Source organism: Candidatus Goldiibacteriota bacterium, assembly GCA_016937715.1.
In the GTDB taxonomy this organism is placed as follows: domain Bacteria; phylum Oederibacteriota; class PGYV01; order PGYV01; family PGYV01; genus PGYV01.
The window spans coordinates 1-15,774 of sequence record JAFGWA010000059.1; the positions used below are offsets into that span (position 1 = coordinate 1).

Genomic DNA, 15,774 nt, shown 5'->3' on the forward strand with positions numbered 1-15,774 from the left:
GGAATATGTGTGGTCTGCAAGGCCGAAAGAACCTGTGATTTACTGGTATGGCATTAATCAATGGGGCGATAAAGTCTCCCCCGGAATTTATTATTATCTTATTTATGAACACGGGCAGAACACAAAACTTCTCCGCAGGGGCAAGATATTTGTAAGGGGTAATTAGGTTTGCAGGTAACTGTAAAGGATAAGGCTTAACTTGACCAACTGCGCTATATTAAGGTAAAATTGTTAAAGAGGTGAAATATGAGCAGGGAAGAAAAGCTAAAAATAGTAAGCCAAATGCTGAAAAAAGAAGGCGCTGTTAAAGTTTCTGTCTTTGGTTCATATGCCATAGGTTCTGAAACCAAAACAAGTGATATAGATATTCTTGTTAAATTTGCCTCGCCGCACAGCCTTATGGAACTGTCCAGAATAGAGCGGGAGCTTGGGGAAGCAATTAATACTAAAGTTGATCTGATTACAGACGGGTCTTTAAGCCCGTACATAAGAGAAAGCATTGAAAATGAACTTCTGATGGTAAGTGAATGAAAAATAATAATTTATATATAAAGCATATAATTGATTCCTGTGACAGGGTAACTGAATATATAAACGGGATAGATTACGAAACGTTCAAATTAAAAAATTTGGTTATTGACGCTGTTATCCGGCAGCTTCAGATTATAGGGGAAGCGGCAAAAAAAGTATCTGATGAAATGAAAAACAGCCATGCGGAAATTTCCTGGAAAGATATGGCCGGTATGAGGGATAAGTTAATCCATGATTATTTTGGCGTTGATATAGAGGCGGTTTATTTAACCGCGACAAAGGATGTGCCAAAACTGCGGGAAATGCTGGGGAAGATAAAATTATAAAGGAAAAAGTTTCAGCCGTTTAATCGTAAAGTTATAATCAAATATATAAAAAGGCGATAGACACGTTGTCTGATTGTAATGTTTTTGGCGGTATGGGATAAGGAATTTAAGGAAGTGGAAGGGGAGATAAAAGTAATTTGGGTGTAAAGTTCCGCTAAAATCCTGTAATTTTAATTTTATCCGTTATTCTGTTTTTTTATATTCCAAATTTCGCCTCTCAGGCGTATAATTATTTTAATTTGTTGTTATATTAACATGCGGGAGGGAAAATGGAAAATCAGAATGAGGGTGTGGCAGTTAAAAAACAAATGCCCAAAAGCGTAAAAACCGTCCTTATAAGCTGCGGGGATAAGAAACGGGTAAGATAAAAAAGTGTATAAGTAAAAAATATTAATCTCTGTATAGGGACAGGAGGGTAAATGAAGAAAATATCAGGAATTATTTTTGCAGTAATTGTAATTATTGTTTTTGTTTATGGGTGCAAAAAAACAGTTGATCCTACCGTTCCCGGAGCTCCGGATGTCCGTGCCACAGCGGCAATACAGGAGACTGTTGTAACAGAAATAAGGCAGACGGAAACCCGTCAGGCAGAGGAAACATATGCGGTTGAAGCTTTATCTTTTACTCCCACAAGTACAATGACTTCAACATATGAAAATACACCTACATATACAGTTACTTCCACGCCTCAGCCCGGTTCTGCCTGGAAATGCGGTTCTTTATATGCAGGATATGGAATAAGGCAAAGTACTGTCGGGTTAATTTATAACGGTTTTATATGGCTGATATCAGGTGAATATAAAAAGGATGTGTGGAAATCCGCTGATGGCATAAACTGGCAGAACGTGGCAAGCAGTGCTGCTTTTCCCGGAAGGCACAGCCATTCCGGGGTGGTCTATAATAATAAAATGATGATTATTGGCGGTTATAGCAATGCTGTTACAGGTAATTATTGTCCTGATGTATGGAGTTCTTCTGACGGAGTGACATGGACTCAAAATACCTCAAATGGGGGGTTTGGTGCCAGGCTGAACCACAGTTCTTTGGTTTATAACGGGAAGATCTGGCTTATAGGCGGATTTGCAACAGGAGGGGTATTTAAAAATGATGTTTGGAACAGTGTAGATGGTACAACATGGACAAATGCAACAGCAAGTTCCGCTTTTTCCACACGCAGAGGACACAGCAGTGTTGTTTTCAAAAATAAAATGTGGGTTATAGGCGGGAATAACGTATCAACTTATAAAAACGATGTCTGGAGTTCTTATGATGGAATTACATGGACTCTTGAAACTTCGGCTGCCGGTTTTTCCGGCAGGTATCTGCATAAAACTATTGTTTATGATAATAAAATTTGGGTGATAGGCGGTTATAACGGAAGTATGCTTGCGGATGTATGGTGGTCTGTGGACGGTATAAACTGGGTGCGGTCCACAAGCGATGCTGGATTCAGCGGAAGGGGCGGATTTGCCTGTTTTGCGTTTGATAAAAAAATATGGGTTGCCGCGGGTTCTAATACTTATGATGATGTATGGTATTCGGAATAAAGAAAAAAGAAAAAACGGCTGCGGGCTTTGAAAGCAATATAATAGCAGGAGTTTGATAAAAGCGTAAAGGCTGATGACGGTTAATATTGTTTTAAACAGGAAATTTTAAATATAAGTGTTTTACTCGTATTTGATGTTTAATATACTTTGCATTACTATACTTGTAAGTATACTAAATGATTTTGAAGGGTTTTAATACGGTTTGTAAAGGTTCGGATGTCATAAAAAAAGAATGCAAACAGGCGCCGGACCTTGAAAGTAGAAAGTACTTTTTTATTGTGTCTTGATAAAGTGTATCGGGTTTTTATAAAGCAACAAGAATGAGAAAAGAATCAACCGGGTGGCGGTACTACCCGGTTCAAGTTTGTTATGTTTGACTGAAAAAGCGGAGGGAAGATGAGAAGGATATTAATTTTAGCTGCGTGTATTATTATCAGTACATCCGTATTTGCGGATTCGTATTATGACGGCGGGGCGGCGCGTATTTCGTCGTTGGGGGATCAAAGCACGGCCATACCTGGCCAGAGCAGGATGAATGACAGCTATTACGCCGGTTATGTGTCGTCTTTGCTTAACAGGCCTGTGCAGAACATTTTTGCTGTTGATTTTGGATGGGAAACGCATCTTATAGACAAAAAGGAACTGTATGCAGAGACTTTAATATATACAGGGGACATTGGAATAGTGTATTGGTTTGACAAAGATACGGTTGTTTCGGTTAAACCATACGCGGGGTTTCCTTATAGGGAGAAATATTTAGGCGGGGCTGTTGAAATTGCCCGAAGAATAATCGGAAGGCTGTCAGCGGGTCTTAGCGGGGCTTATTATTTCGTCGATGATACGCAAATGCATCAAAATGTCGGCAAATCTTTTTATCATGCTTCTCTGTCTTTGCTTCCGGAGGACAAAACTGACTGGCTGTTTTCTTTGGCTGTGGGGAATAAAACTGCGGTTTCATATTCATATAATGATGTACTTAGTACGCAGACTTTAAATGATGAAACGTTACGGTTAAGCTTTGCGGTATCTAAAACAGCCCCTGAAGACATAGAGTTTTTGTTTAACATAGGGGCGGGGTTTGGATATGCGGAATATAGAGAAAATTGGTTTGATGGAACATACGAAAAAATAATCTTTGATGATACGCTATTACTTGACGTTAAGTCTGTTTTAAAAAAGAATCTTGGCATTTTTAATGTGGGAATAGACGGACAATACAATTTGTATTCAGATAAAAATGGCGCTAAAAAGACGACATACAGCATTTCGGCAGGCGCTTCTGTTAAAGTGCCGGGAAATATATTAATACCTGCAGAGTTTAATTATTGGGGAAGCAACAAGAATAATTTCTATTATAATCAGGGATATAACCTTAAAACGGATTGTTATACGGGAAAACTGGGGCTTGAATGGGCTGCAACAGAAAAACTTACTTTCAGAACCGGAGTCGGTTATGCAATTCAGTCAGATGAATATTATAATATAGATGATGAGTTGATTGATTATATAAGCGAAGGTGAGGCTAATACAGGGATATTAAATATTAATTTTGGCGCCGGATATAAGCTGGACTACGGTGATATCAACATTGCGGTAAAACATATTAGTTATTACTACTTGCTTGAAGAGAATCTGAGTGATTGGGAAACTATAATGGTTGTGGTTGATAGCAAGTGGTATTTTTAATTTTAAATCAGCAGTAAAAAAATTATAATTTGATCGTAGAAGCAGCAGCTAATGGCGCTTTTTGAGGGTAATATTTTTTTGTTTTTTATTTTCATTTATCCGCCGGAGCATTGTGAAGGCGAGAAGCCCGGTACGGGTTGTTTTAATTTTTTAATAAAAGGAGAAAAAATGAAACGATATGGGCGGGTGGTTAAGCTGGCTGTTATGTTTATGTGTTTGTTTGTATCAGGGGTATATGCAAAAGGAATGTTTGCGTATATATATAACTCTGAAAATTTTAAAAAGATAAAATTTGATCGTTCTTATGTTCCTGATGAATATCAACTGTCAGCCGTTAAATTTATCCTTAAAAATACGTTTGAGAATAACATTCATAAAATGCGCGGTGAAACGGGAAACAAAACTTTTATTTCCAAAGAAAAGGTTGAAGGCGGTTATGCGGAAGCTGTATATGATAAAAATGGCGATTTGGTCAAGAATGACTATAATATGGGAAGTTATAATTATTTCCATGTAGAGGAAGAGCCGATTATGCATTTTGTTGCCGATACACTTCCATGGCTGGAGTTTGGCAATACGTCTAAAGACCCCACGAATTTTAAGGAAAGGCTGTTTTATTATACTTACGACCTTGACAGGGGAATTCAGGCTTATATCTTCCGCGCAAAGGACAAAGAACTTGAAAAGGTTGATTTTAAAAAGCTGTCAAAGGCTGAAAAACTGACTTATCAGTTTTTCTCACATATTATTTTTAATCCGGAGTATAAAGTTAAGCTGAACGAAGTTAACAGGCCAAAACTTAAAGCCGATGGAAAATATTATAAATCTTACTTTATACAGATTCAGAAACTGCTTGGAGTTTATCAGGGTGATAAATAGGGCTGTTTAAATGGTATTTCAAATTGACGGTTTGGAGAGTCGAACGTACAATAATTAAAAGATTTATAATCACGGGAGGGTAGATTGTGAGAAAAAGTATTGTGTTTGTTTTGCTTTTTTCGTTTCTTTTTATTGCGTCATCCGTAAATAGAGAATACACGAAAGAGATAAAATTTCAGGACGAAACGTTTGTAAGGGCAAGCCTTGAAAGTAACAACGGTCAATTCCTTGCTGAATTCATACCTGAAGATACAACGTTTAAGAATTTTGAAAAAATGGTTGCCGTTTATTATTATAAGGGTGATTTGGGGAGCGCGAAATCTCAGGCTTTTGCTAAACACGAAGAAATTAAACAAAGAAATGCAGACGGAGACCCGATAGCAAACGGTGTGGTATATGTAAAAGAAGATGATACACAGCAGGCTATTTATGATTTTGTGCTCTCTGATAAAGAATGGACAATTGCGGAAAGGAATGTAATGTTGTTTAAAAATGAGCCGGAAGGTATGCTGCTTGTTAAATATGTTGAACGTATGTATCTGGAAGACAAAAATAATGAAGATATGAAAGTGTTTTTTGAAAAGATATTAAAAAACAGGCAAAGTATTGTCGATGAGCTTACAGAAACGGAATGGCAGATTCCGGATTTGGGGAGAAAGTAATATTGTGATTTTTTTAAGCGAAAATCGGCTTTGATTTTGAAGTTGTAGCCAAAATTTATCGGTTTTTGAAACACCGGAAAGATACAGGAAAAGAAATATTTTTTAAAAGCAGTAATAGATTTACATTCTGTTTTTAAGGCTTGGCATGAGCCGCGAGTTATTCTGGTTATTTTTCTATGGTGCAAAAATTATGTTTATGAGGTGATGCTTGAGCGGAAAACTAATATTCAATAACAAAAGTTTATGGATGATATGTTTTTTTGTATTGTGTGTTATTTCTGCGTATTGTGGTGAAATTGGTTTTTTTGAAGAGTTAAAAACTAATTCAATGAAAAAGAAAATTATCGGTGAGTGGTATGTGGAGGGGCGGAAAATCTTTACAATAGATAAGTCATATATTAGACAACCTGACAGCAAATTAGCTTATAGAGTGAATTGGCAGGTTGAACCTTACCGTCTTTATGTAAAGAATGATGAGGATGAATTTCTCTTTTTTACGTTTAAATTTAAAGGTAAAAATATGCAGGTGTGTATGGCGGAAATGTTTGAATGGCGTATTGGGTTTGTTAGCGTAGGTTTGACACGTACTGAATCTATACCGTGGGATAACTGTGATGTGATTTTGTGGGTAAAGAAATAAATGTCAATAAATACTAATAGAGGAGAAAACTATGAGTACGGTTTACATATTTGGTTCTGGGGCTTCGAAATATACGGGTATACCAATTACTCATAATTTCCTTGATACGGTTATAAACGAAAAAATTGCAAGTTCGGCTTTAGATGTTGATTGTTCTAAAGAAAAAGTCGGTTATGAGTTGCCAAATGATTTTCATAGACCATTTCTGGAAAGATTTGAAAAATTCAAAAAGGTCTCAATGAGTACTAGTATTGAAACGTATTTAAATTGGTATACAGAACAAAATTATTCTGATGAATACGATAGACAGTTAATGCAGATGATTGTATGGTATTTTTATGACAGGTCACATCATGCCTCAACTATTAGATTTCATGATTTGTTTGTGACAAAAATTTTTAAACCGGAAGATATCATTATATCTTTTAATTACGATTTAATTATTGAAGATGCATTAATAAACAATGGATATAAAGCCAGAAATGGCGCTCGATATGGTGAGGTTTATGTCAAGGATGAATTTGAATGCCAGCTTTTAAAGCCAATGGGATCGGTTAATCTACATTCTTATGATAAGGATAAAGGATTTACAGATTCTATATATTGGGCGAATGGTTATGTAGAAGTTTCATACATTAAATATGTTATGAAGTGGTTTGGCATACCTCGAGATGTGTATAGCTCGGTGTATATAAAGTGCAATGAAAAAATAAAATCTGCGGATAAAGTTGTATCTTTGGGTTATGCCTTCCCTCAAACTGATAAAGAAGAATTGGATATTATTTTTAATAATTGTACAAAAGAAATTGATTTAGTTTGTGGTAAGGATTTTATCGCGCCTTGGACGAAAACTATTACTTATAAGAATCAAAGTGTTAGTTTTGAAGAATGGGTCTTGCGGGAAACTGGATTAAATAAGTAGAATTGGCAAATATAATCTGTTTAACCATGGTTTAGGTGATTATGCACCCCTTTTAACCATTTGCAAAATACTGCCTATTTGTTATAATCATTGTAAATATAGGTAAAAATGAAGTTTGGAGGTATGTATGAAAGGGATAATTCTGGCCGGGGGGCTTGGTACAAGGCTTCATCCCCTTACAAGAATCACCAATAAACACTTACTGCCGGTTTATGATAAGCCGATGATATATTACCCTATTCAGATGCTTGTAAACGCGGGGATTGAAGATATTATGGTGGTAACGGGCGGGAGTAATTCGGGGGATTTTTTACGGCTTCTGGGAAACGGAAAAGAGTTTGGATTAAAGCGCCTTCATTATGGTTATCAGGACGGCGAAGGCGGGATAGCAGACGCTTTACGGACCGCGCAGGAATTTGTGGGAAATGATAAAATGGTGGTTGTGCTTGGGGATAATATAATTGAAAAGAACATAAAAAAAGCAGCCGCGGATTTTAAGAAACAGAAAAAGGGCGCGAAAATAATCCTTAAAGAAGTTGATAATCCAAAAGAATACGGCGTGGCTGAAGTGGTTAACGGGAAAGTTAAAAGAATCATAGAAAAACCCAAAGACCCTGTTTCTAACCTTGCTGTTATCGGTATATATTTTTACCCGCCGGAAGTTTTTAATATAATAGGAAAATTAAAACCCAGCAAAAGGGGAGAACTTGAAATTACCGACGTAAACAACGCCTACATAAACAGAAAGATGATGACCCATGATGTGCTTGACGGATGGTGGATGGACAGCGGTGAATCTAAAGACGCGCTTTTGGAAGCAAACATACTTGTGAAAAAAAGCGGCGCGAATAAAATATAAAGTTCTGCGGAGGATAAGATGATTGACGGAGTGAAGATAAAACAGCTTAAGGTAATGTGTGATGAACGCGGCAGGCTTGCCGAAATGATGCGCAATGACGATGAGATGTTTATAAAATTCGGGCAGGTATATATGACAACTGTAATGCCCGGTGTAACCAAGGCGTGGCATTACCATAAAAAGCAGTTTGACAGTTTTGTATGCGTGCGCGGCATGATAAAGCTTGTGCTTTATGATTCACGTGAAGGTTCAAAGACAAAAGGCGAAATAAACGAATTTTTTATAGGCGAACATAATATGCAGATGGTGCAGATTCCCAATAATGTTTATCACGGGTTTAAAGGGGCTTCGGAATATGAAGCAATTATAATCAATACCCCCACGGAAACATACAACCCGAAAGAACCGGACGAATTCAGGCTGCCCGCGCACGGAAGCGAAATACCGTACGACTGGAGCAGGAAAGATCGGTAGTTCTGGATGCTTAGAGGCTTGGATGCTTAGAGGCTTGGAAGAACAGCGGCCCGGCGGGAAATAGATCTGGTAGGCGCACCTTTTAAGGTGCGGCAGTTGGTTTAAAACAACGCGCCTTAAAAGGCGCGGCTACCGGGGCGAAAAAGAACGGCGGCTCAGGAAGGCAATGGGTTTGGTAGACGCGGGTCTTTAGCCCGCGGCAGTGGAAGTGAAATAGCAATTTGTTAAAAAAAACAAAAACCGAAGATTAGAAATTGGAAGATTGGGAAAACATAGAACGAGAAAGGCGATAGTAGAAAGGTGACAGAACGGTACATAGAACGAGATAGGCGATAGGTGAAAGGTGAAAGAACAAAACAAAAGCGAATAGGGAGAATGGATAACTTGAAAATATTAATCACAGGCGGAGCGGGATTTATCGGCAGTTGTTTTACACGTCTTATGCTTAAGAAGTATCCGAAATATAAAATCACGGTTTTTGACGCGCTGACTTATGCTTCAAACCCGGACACCATAACCGAATTTAAAAACTATCCAAATTTCTCATTTATTAAAGGCGACATCCGTGATGTTGCGGCTGTTGACAAGGCGGTTGCGGGTGTTGATGCCGTTGTACATTTTGCGGCGGAATCCCATGTGGACCGTTCTATTCTTGACCCGGGTGTTTTTGTTGATACAAACGTTCGCGGCACAATGAACATGCTTGAGGCCGCGAAAAAACACGGCGTTAAAAGGTTTGTTCATATCTCCACTGATGAAGTTTACGGCAGCGTAAAGAAAGGCAAGTCTGTGGAAACAGACATGCTTGAACCCACAAGCCCTTACGCTGCGTCCAAAACCGCGTCTGACCTTATCGCGCTTGCTTATTTTAAAACATTCAATCTTCCGGTTATTGTCACAAGAAGTTCAAATAACTTTGGACCTTTTCAGCACCCGGAAAAATTCATTCCTCTTTTTATTACCAACGCGATAGAAGGAAAAGAACTTCCGCTTTACGGCGACGGGAAACAGGTTCGCAACTGGATATACGTGGAAGACAACTGCGCCGCCCTTGAAACGGTATTCAGAAAAGGAAAGCCCGGCGAGGTTTATAACGTGGGCGGAAACGTGGAAGAACCCAATATACTTGTGGCAAAGACCATAATCAAGCAGCTTAAAAAGCCCGTGTCCATCATGAAGTTTGTTAAAGACAGGCTTGCCCATGACAGGCGTTACGCGCTGTCGTCAGCTAAAATTAAAAAGCTTGGCTGGAAGCCAAAGCACACATTTACCGAAGCTTTAAAACTTACAATCAACTGGTATGTAATAAATAAGAACTGGTGGTCCGCGTTAAAAGGCAAAGCGTTTAAGGATTATTTTAAGAAAGCATATAAGTAAAACGGAGGAAAGATGAAAGTAGCTATTTTTGGCGGTACAGGCCTTTTAGGTTCGGATGTAAAAAAAGTATGCGATGAAACATACGCGGTAAGCGCGCTTTCAAGCAAGGACGTGGATATAACAGACCTTGGCGAAGTTCTTGAATACATGGCAAAAAAAGAACCGCATGTGGTTATAAACTGCGCCGCTATCACAGATGTTGACGCGTGTGAAAAAGATAATGACCACGCGATGAAAGTAAACGCTATTGGCCCTAAAAATATCGCGATAGCCTGCAAAGAACACGGCGCCCGTATGATTCACATAAGCACTGATTATGTTTTTGACGGGACAAAAAACGAACCATATACCGAATTTGACACCCCAAACCCGTGTAATTTTTACGGTAAAACAAAACTTGAAGGCGAAAGGTTTGTAAGGGAGATACTGGGAGACGGGGTAATTTTAAGGACGGCGTGGGTGTTTGGCGAAAGGCGCAACCATTTTGTGGATTACGTTGTAAACGGCGTTAATAAAGGCGATGAAATTATAGCGGTAAAAGATATGGTAAGCTCCCCAACTTTTTCGCTGGACCTGGCGGAACTTATAAAATTTATGATTACGTCAAAAGAGTGCGGTGTCTTTCACGCTTCCAATAAAGGATATTGTTCGCGCGTGGAGATGGTGGAAGAGATAATAAAAATAATGCACAAACCCGGCAAGGTTAAAGTGGTAAACCAGAGTCAGTGGAAAAGGGACGCTAAAAGGCCGGCTTTTTCCGCTTTAAGAAATTATCACTTAGGATTGATTGACAAGGATATAATGCCGGGATGGCGCGATGCGCTTAAAAGGTATATAAGGGCGAAGTTTGGGGAATAAGTATTTATCCCATAAACTTTTATCCCATATCCCATAGATAAAGCGTTATCCAATAGACGGATATCCCATAACCAATAGATAAAGCGAAAGACAGATGGAAGAGAGAAAATAAAAATATTAAAAATTTGAGGTGGAATGTGAAAATATTAATTACAGGCGGGGCGGGGTTTATTGGCGCTAATGCCGCGGAGCGGTTTTTAAAACAAGGCCACGATGTGTACGTGTTTGACAACCTGTCGCGCAGGGGTACGGACTGGAACCTTTCAATGTTAAAAAAATATAAAAACCTGACATTCATAAAAGGCGATACCCGTATATATGATGACCTTTTAAAAGTCTTTAAAAAGAACAAAGATTTTGACGTGGTGCTGCACTACGCGGCGCAGGTGGCGGTTACCACTTCTGTCACTGACCCGCGCGAGGATTTTGAAATTAACGCGCTTGGCACTTTCAATCTGCTGGAAGCCATAAGAAACACAAAAGCAGACCCTGTGGTTATTTACTCTTCCACTAACAAAGTTTACGGCGGAATGACCGATATTAAGATAGTTGAAAAAAAAGGCAAATACGCTTACAGGGATTACCCAAAAGGCATAAGCGAAGGCAGGCTCTTGGATTTTCACTCCCCCTACGGGTGCAGCAAGGGAACCGCGGATCAGTACATGATAGATTACTGCAGGATATACGGCATAAGGACAGTTGTGTTCCGGCAGAGCTGTATTTACGGCTACCGCCAGTTTGGCATAGAAGACCAGGGATGGGTGGCATGGTTTACCATTGCCGCAACACTTGGCAAGACAATATCAATTTACGGCGACGGCAAACAGGTGCGCGATGTATTGTTCATAGATGATTTAATTGACGCGTATGAAGCGGCGATTAAAAACATAGATAAAGTAAAAGGGCAGGCCTTTAATATCGGCGGCGGGCCCAAAAACACAATGTCGCTTCTGGAACTTCTGGCATTTCTGGAAAAATTCTTCGGCAGAAAGATACCGACAAAGTTTGGGCCGTGGCGCCCGGGAGACCAGCCTGTTTTTGTCTGTGATATAGCAAAGGCAAAAAAGATGTTAAAGTGGCAGCCTAAAACCTCCCCCGAGCAGGGTGTAAGAAAACTTTACGATTGGGTGAAAGAACACAAGAACCTGTTTACTGATATAGGATAACACGCTTTGAAAATACTTTTTGTATCGCACAGCTCGGTTCTTGAATATCACCAGCAGAAGCTGTGTCTGATGGCGGAAAAATTTGGCGTACAAATTGTGCTTGTAACCCCTCCTTACTGGCCGGAAGGCGGAATAGACGCGCCTGTTTATACGGGCAATACATCCATAACGTATGAAACCGGGAAAGTGGTACAGTTTAAAAACCACCTTATGCATTTTTACCTTAACGCGTCCGAAATAATAAAAAAATACAATCCGGATATTGTTTACCTTGAAGAGGATGCTTTTATCCCCGCCTGCGCGCAGTTTATAAAAGCCGCGAAAAAAGCGGGCAAAAAAACCGTATTTTTCACCTGGGAAAACATCCACCGCGGCTACAACTTTATCTACAATAAAATAGAGCGATATTGCCTTAAAAACGCGGATGCGGCGGTGGCAGGCAATAAAGAAGGCGCCGACATTCTTAAAGTAAAAGGTTTTATAAACTCTGTTGAAGTAATACCGCAGTACGGTTTAAATGTTAATGATTTTTCTCCGGCTTGCGGTTTTGGCGGAGGTATTAAAGAAGTTGTATATATAGGAAGGCTTATAGAAGAAAAAGGAATAGACACGCTTATTGAAGCGGTGTCAAAGGTTAAAGGTATTAACTTAAATCTTATAGGTACCGGAGATGAAGAATATGTAAACGCGCTTAAAAGCTCCGCCGCAAAGTATAATGTATCAGAGCGGGTTATTTTTCACGGGTTTATGGACAGAGCGCGGCTTAACGCGTTTATAAAAAATATGCAGGTGCTTGTGCTGCCGTCAATTACCACTCATGGCTGGAAAGAACAGTTTGGCAGGGTATTGATAGAGGCGTTCGCTTCAAAAATAGCCGTAATCGGCTCTGACTCCGGTGAAATACCAAATGTCATAGCAGACGCAGGCCTTATTTTCAGGGAAGGCAACCCTTTTGGCCTTGCCGAGGCAATAGAAAAATTAAATAATAAAGAGTTATATAACGCGCTTATTGAAAAGGGATACAAACGGGTATGCGAAAATTATACAAATGAAATAATAGCGGGGAAGATAATAGCGCTGTGTAAAGCGCTGCTGTAAGATATTAAAACATAGAGGGCCAAAGATGAAGTTTGTAAACGGGCTTTTAAGCCTTTTTTATCCCACACAATGCGCAAACTGCGGCAGGTATATAAAGGATTTTCAATACGGGTATGTCTGCCCTTCCTGTTACAAGTCCATAAAACCAATCGGTAAAAACTACTGTAAAGTATGCGGTATTTCACTGCCTTCAAAACACGTGGATAAATGCGGGCCATGCAGGGTGAATAAACGGCACTTTGATTACGCGCGCTCCGCCGGCGCGTACGAAGGCGCGCTTAGGGCGCTTATACACTCCCTGAAATTTCATCAGAAAACCAAAGCCGGTAAAGTGATTGCGCGATATGTTATGAATAATGCGGATGTGGATTTAACCGGATTTGTTTTTGTACCTGTACCGGTAAGCAGGTTAACAGGGGCGGAACGCGGTTATAATCAAAGCGAAGTGCTGGCAAAAGAGGTGGCAAAGCTAAGCGGCAATAAAGTAATTAACGCTTTGATAAAGGTAAAAGAGACGCAGCAGCAGAGGTTTCTGGAAAGGGAAGACAGGGCAAAAAACGTAAAGGGCGCGTTTAAAGTTTCGTGTGACGTAACAGGCATGCCAATCGCGCTGGTTGATGACGTCGCCACCACATGTGCCACGTTAAACGAGGCCGCACGCGTGTTAAAAAAATCCGGCGCGGGGAAAGTGATATGTTTAACGGCGGCAAGAACTTTGTAAGCCGGAGGCTTAGAGGCTTGGATGGTTGGAGGCTTGGTAAGATAGAGGGACGGATGCACGGAAGGACAGAGGGACGGTTTAGAACTGGTAGCCGCACCTTTTAAGGTGCGTTGTTTATGGTGTGCTCTATAACGTAGAGACGGAATATATTGCGTCTCGTTTTTGTATTTGCCCTGGTAGACGCGGGTCTTTAGCCCGCGGTCGAAGCGAGCCTGTGAGCGTAGATCCCTGCGATGAAGCGAGTTTACGAGCGAAAGAAGCAGGGACAGTTGGGTTAAACAACACGTTTTTTAGAAATAAAAAACACGTAAGAAATAATTATTTTGTACTTGAATTTGAATTATGGTGCGGGTATACTTTGTATGGAAACAAAAACTGACAATATACGGGGTGAATGATATGGCGAAACTTGCGACCTTTACAAACAAGATAGATAAGGACGTCAGGGATAAATTCAGGAACTTTTGTGATGAAAAAGGGTATAAAATACACAAATTACTTGAACGCGCCATGCTGGATGAGATGAGGATTGTGGAGCTTAAAGAAGATTCGTTTAACTTTGAATCCGCGTTTGATAACTTTGAAGAAAAATTAAAATCAGCTAAAGGTTTCTCTGAAGTAACAGGCAAAAAAATACCCTCCAAACCAAGAATAATGGCAAAAAAGTAATATGGAGTTAATATCTTTTTTGGAGCAGGCGTTATTAAAATATAATATGCTGACAGGGCAAAAGAAAAAAATATTCTGCAGAATCATCCTTGCGTTATCCAGGCTTAAAACCTTTAATAATGCCCCCGGTATAATAAATGTAGTTTATGACAGCAAGCTGGGAATAAAAAAAGTTCACTATAATGATAAAAACCATTTTGAAATTGCTTTTGCTGTTTTAAAAGACGGGAAAATCGTAATTGCGGATTTTAAATGTTTGTTTTAATTAATAATTTGTTAATGTAGAGACACAATACATTGTGTCTCGGTTTTGTATTTGCCCTGGTAGACGCGGGTCTTTAGCCCGCGGCAGTTGGTTTTTGAATACGTCGTTAAAAATATACGATTTTGTTTTTAATCCTAAATCTCACCACTTTTTTTAAGAAATTATGCTAACATGTCATTATAATTGTAAAATATCAAAACAAAGGGAATTGGGATGAAAAGAATAACAATATTTTCAACTGTTGCGGCTATTGTTTTTGTTGCGTTATCCTTTTCATCACTGCGTGCTGAATCTGTTGACGGCGAATTAATTGTCAGTGGTAACAAAATCTTTTTAAAGAAAGCTAAAAACACCATTATTATCAATGATGACGCGGATGAAAAACTTAATGTCAAGTTTTCCTTGTTTAAAGAGAAAATATTATATGCTAAGAAAAAAAGCGTTGGAATTTATGATGTATATGTCCATAATGCCAAAAACGGGCGATTAGAACTTACAGTAAATAGCGGTGTAAATTGCTATGAATTATTAGATTTGGATATTGTGAATAAAAATATACTATTCTGTCGCTGCGACAAAAGCAAGGGATATGAACAACTGGATTTTTTTTCGTTAAAAGATGGAAGTGTTATTCTTAATTTATTAGGGGCGAGTTTCGGTATTTCACAATCTGCAGATAAAATAATTTATATACAATTACCGCCAAGAGGGGCTCCTGAATTCATAAAGCCGGCGGTTAATCTGTTATCCCTGGCTGGTAATCAAGGTTTGAAATTTGACGAAAAATCAATAGTTCAAGTTTATAAATTTGAAAGCGGCGATATAGGCATATCATCAGATTTTGCATGGAAAAACTCGGATGTAGTGGCATTTATAGTTGCAGGTATTGAAAGTAATAAGTTGGTTGTTTTAAATTTTCATAATGAACCAAAGAATCCCGGTAAGACTGTTAAAATATTTGATAAAGCGATAATGAAAATAGAAAAAATTGAATGGGTGAATAACGGAATAAGAATAACGGGCATAAATCATAACGGCGAAGCCGTGATGGCTGTTTTAGAAATTTAAAAACCACGCGCCCTAAAAGGACGCGG

General features: G+C 39.1%; 18 protein-coding genes. All 18 read left to right on the forward strand.

The window, feature by feature from the left end; all coding sequences use genetic code 11:
• The first annotated feature begins 246 nt into the window (after positions 1 to 246).
• The 18 genes from JXR81_06605 to JXR81_06690 all read left to right on the forward strand — a co-directional run bounded on the left by JXR81_06605 (position 247) and on the right by JXR81_06690 (position 15,748).
• Positions 247 to 531, forward strand: a complete 285-nt coding sequence (locus JXR81_06605; GenBank protein MBN2754522.1) for a nucleotidyltransferase family protein — start codon at positions 247 to 249, stop codon at positions 529 to 531.
• Entirely contained in the window at positions 528 to 857 is a 330-nt protein-coding gene (locus tag JXR81_06610) for a DUF86 domain-containing protein (GenBank protein ID MBN2754523.1), read from the forward strand. The genes JXR81_06605 and JXR81_06610 overlap by 4 nt, the downstream gene beginning before the upstream one ends.
• Positions 858 to 1,276: 419 nt before the next feature.
• Positions 1,277 to 2,404, forward strand: a complete 1,128-nt coding sequence (locus tag JXR81_06615) for a hypothetical protein (GenBank protein MBN2754524.1) — start codon at positions 1,277 to 1,279, stop codon at positions 2,402 to 2,404.
• Positions 2,405 to 2,800: 396 nt separating this feature from the next.
• On the forward strand, positions 2,801 to 4,090 hold the full coding sequence (locus JXR81_06620; protein ID MBN2754525.1) for a hypothetical protein: 1,290 nt from the start codon (positions 2,801 to 2,803) through the stop codon (positions 4,088 to 4,090).
• A 168-nt stretch (positions 4,091 to 4,258) separates the two neighbouring features.
• Positions 4,259 to 4,969 (forward strand): hypothetical protein, encoded by a 711-nt coding sequence (locus JXR81_06625; protein MBN2754526.1) that lies wholly within the window; start codon positions 4,259 to 4,261, stop codon positions 4,967 to 4,969.
• Positions 4,970 to 5,055: 86 nt separating this feature from the next.
• Positions 5,056 to 5,631: a hypothetical protein gene (locus JXR81_06630; protein ID MBN2754527.1), complete on the forward strand. Its 576-nt coding sequence runs from the start codon at positions 5,056 to 5,058 to the stop codon at positions 5,629 to 5,631.
• A gap of 208 nt (positions 5,632 to 5,839) precedes the next feature.
• Entirely contained in the window at positions 5,840 to 6,271 is a 432-nt protein-coding gene (locus JXR81_06635; protein MBN2754528.1) for a hypothetical protein, read from the forward strand.
• 31 nt (positions 6,272 to 6,302) lie between these two features.
• A complete protein-coding gene (locus JXR81_06640) occupies positions 6,303 to 7,193 on the forward strand; it encodes a hypothetical protein (GenBank protein MBN2754529.1) in 891 nt (296 codons plus the stop codon).
• 127 nt (positions 7,194 to 7,320) lie between these two features.
• A complete protein-coding gene (locus tag JXR81_06645; protein MBN2754530.1) occupies positions 7,321 to 8,052 on the forward strand; it encodes an NTP transferase domain-containing protein in 732 nt (243 codons plus the stop codon).
• A gap of 18 nt (positions 8,053 to 8,070) precedes the next feature.
• Entirely contained in the window at positions 8,071 to 8,526 is a 456-nt protein-coding gene (locus tag JXR81_06650; protein MBN2754531.1) for a dTDP-4-dehydrorhamnose 3,5-epimerase family protein, read from the forward strand.
• Positions 8,527 to 8,910: 384 nt separating this feature from the next.
• Positions 8,911 to 9,903, forward strand: a complete 993-nt coding sequence (gene rfbB, locus JXR81_06655; GenBank protein MBN2754532.1) for a dTDP-glucose 4,6-dehydratase — start codon at positions 8,911 to 8,913, stop codon at positions 9,901 to 9,903.
• Between the two features lie 12 nt (positions 9,904 to 9,915).
• The gene (gene rfbD, locus JXR81_06660; protein ID MBN2754533.1) at positions 9,916 to 10,761 is read left to right on the forward strand and encodes a dTDP-4-dehydrorhamnose reductase; all 846 of its coding nucleotides are present in this window, start codon (positions 9,916 to 9,918) and stop codon (positions 10,759 to 10,761) included.
• Positions 10,762 to 10,898: 137 nt separating this feature from the next.
• A complete protein-coding gene (locus tag JXR81_06665; protein ID MBN2754534.1) occupies positions 10,899 to 11,927 on the forward strand; it encodes an SDR family NAD(P)-dependent oxidoreductase in 1,029 nt (342 codons plus the stop codon).
• 6 nt (positions 11,928 to 11,933) lie between these two features.
• Positions 11,934 to 13,025 carry a glycosyltransferase family 4 protein gene (locus tag JXR81_06670; protein MBN2754535.1) on the forward strand — a complete coding sequence of 364 codons (1,092 nt, stop codon included), beginning with the start codon at positions 11,934 to 11,936 and terminating at the stop codon, positions 13,023 to 13,025.
• A 25-nt stretch (positions 13,026 to 13,050) separates the two neighbouring features.
• Positions 13,051 to 13,746 (forward strand): ComF family protein, encoded by a 696-nt coding sequence (locus JXR81_06675; protein ID MBN2754536.1) that lies wholly within the window; start codon positions 13,051 to 13,053, stop codon positions 13,744 to 13,746.
• A 399-nt stretch (positions 13,747 to 14,145) separates the two neighbouring features.
• Positions 14,146 to 14,415 carry a hypothetical protein gene (locus JXR81_06680; GenBank protein MBN2754537.1) on the forward strand — a complete coding sequence of 90 codons (270 nt, stop codon included), beginning with the start codon at positions 14,146 to 14,148 and terminating at the stop codon, positions 14,413 to 14,415.
• A 1-nt stretch (position 14,416) separates the two neighbouring features.
• The gene (locus JXR81_06685; protein MBN2754538.1) at positions 14,417 to 14,680 is read left to right on the forward strand and encodes a hypothetical protein; all 264 of its coding nucleotides are present in this window, start codon (positions 14,417 to 14,419) and stop codon (positions 14,678 to 14,680) included.
• Positions 14,681 to 14,893: 213 nt separating this feature from the next.
• The gene (locus tag JXR81_06690; protein MBN2754539.1) at positions 14,894 to 15,748 is read left to right on the forward strand and encodes a hypothetical protein; all 855 of its coding nucleotides are present in this window, start codon (positions 14,894 to 14,896) and stop codon (positions 15,746 to 15,748) included.
• The last annotated feature ends 26 nt before the right edge of the window (positions 15,749 to 15,774 follow it).

What these genes read in the sequence shown, in the direction of transcription:
- JXR81_06620 (MBN2754525.1), top strand. Translation starts at nt 2,801, where the DNA reads ATGAGAAGGATATTAATTTTAGCTGCGTGTATTATTATCAGTACATCC.
- JXR81_06610 (MBN2754523.1), top strand. Translation starts at nt 528, where the DNA reads ATGAAAAATAATAATTTATATATAAAGCATATAATTGATTCCTGTGAC.
- JXR81_06650 (MBN2754531.1), top strand. Translation starts at nt 8,071, where the DNA reads ATGATTGACGGAGTGAAGATAAAACAGCTTAAGGTAATGTGTGATGAA.
- rfbD (MBN2754533.1), top strand. Translation starts at nt 9,916, where the DNA reads ATGAAAGTAGCTATTTTTGGCGGTACAGGCCTTTTAGGTTCGGATGTA.
- JXR81_06640 (MBN2754529.1), top strand. Translation starts at nt 6,303, where the DNA reads ATGAGTACGGTTTACATATTTGGTTCTGGGGCTTCGAAATATACGGGT.
- JXR81_06625 (MBN2754526.1), top strand. Translation starts at nt 4,259, where the DNA reads ATGAAACGATATGGGCGGGTGGTTAAGCTGGCTGTTATGTTTATGTGT.
- JXR81_06675 (MBN2754536.1), top strand. Translation starts at nt 13,051, where the DNA reads ATGAAGTTTGTAAACGGGCTTTTAAGCCTTTTTTATCCCACACAATGC.
- JXR81_06615 (MBN2754524.1), top strand. Translation starts at nt 1,277, where the DNA reads ATGAAGAAAATATCAGGAATTATTTTTGCAGTAATTGTAATTATTGTT.
- JXR81_06645 (MBN2754530.1), top strand. Translation starts at nt 7,321, where the DNA reads ATGAAAGGGATAATTCTGGCCGGGGGGCTTGGTACAAGGCTTCATCCC.
- JXR81_06605 (MBN2754522.1), top strand. Translation starts at nt 247, where the DNA reads ATGAGCAGGGAAGAAAAGCTAAAAATAGTAAGCCAAATGCTGAAAAAA.
- JXR81_06680 (MBN2754537.1), top strand. Translation starts at nt 14,146, where the DNA reads ATGGCGAAACTTGCGACCTTTACAAACAAGATAGATAAGGACGTCAGG.
- JXR81_06685 (MBN2754538.1), top strand. Translation starts at nt 14,417, where the DNA reads ATGGAGTTAATATCTTTTTTGGAGCAGGCGTTATTAAAATATAATATG.
- JXR81_06690 (MBN2754539.1), top strand. Translation starts at nt 14,894, where the DNA reads ATGAAAAGAATAACAATATTTTCAACTGTTGCGGCTATTGTTTTTGTT.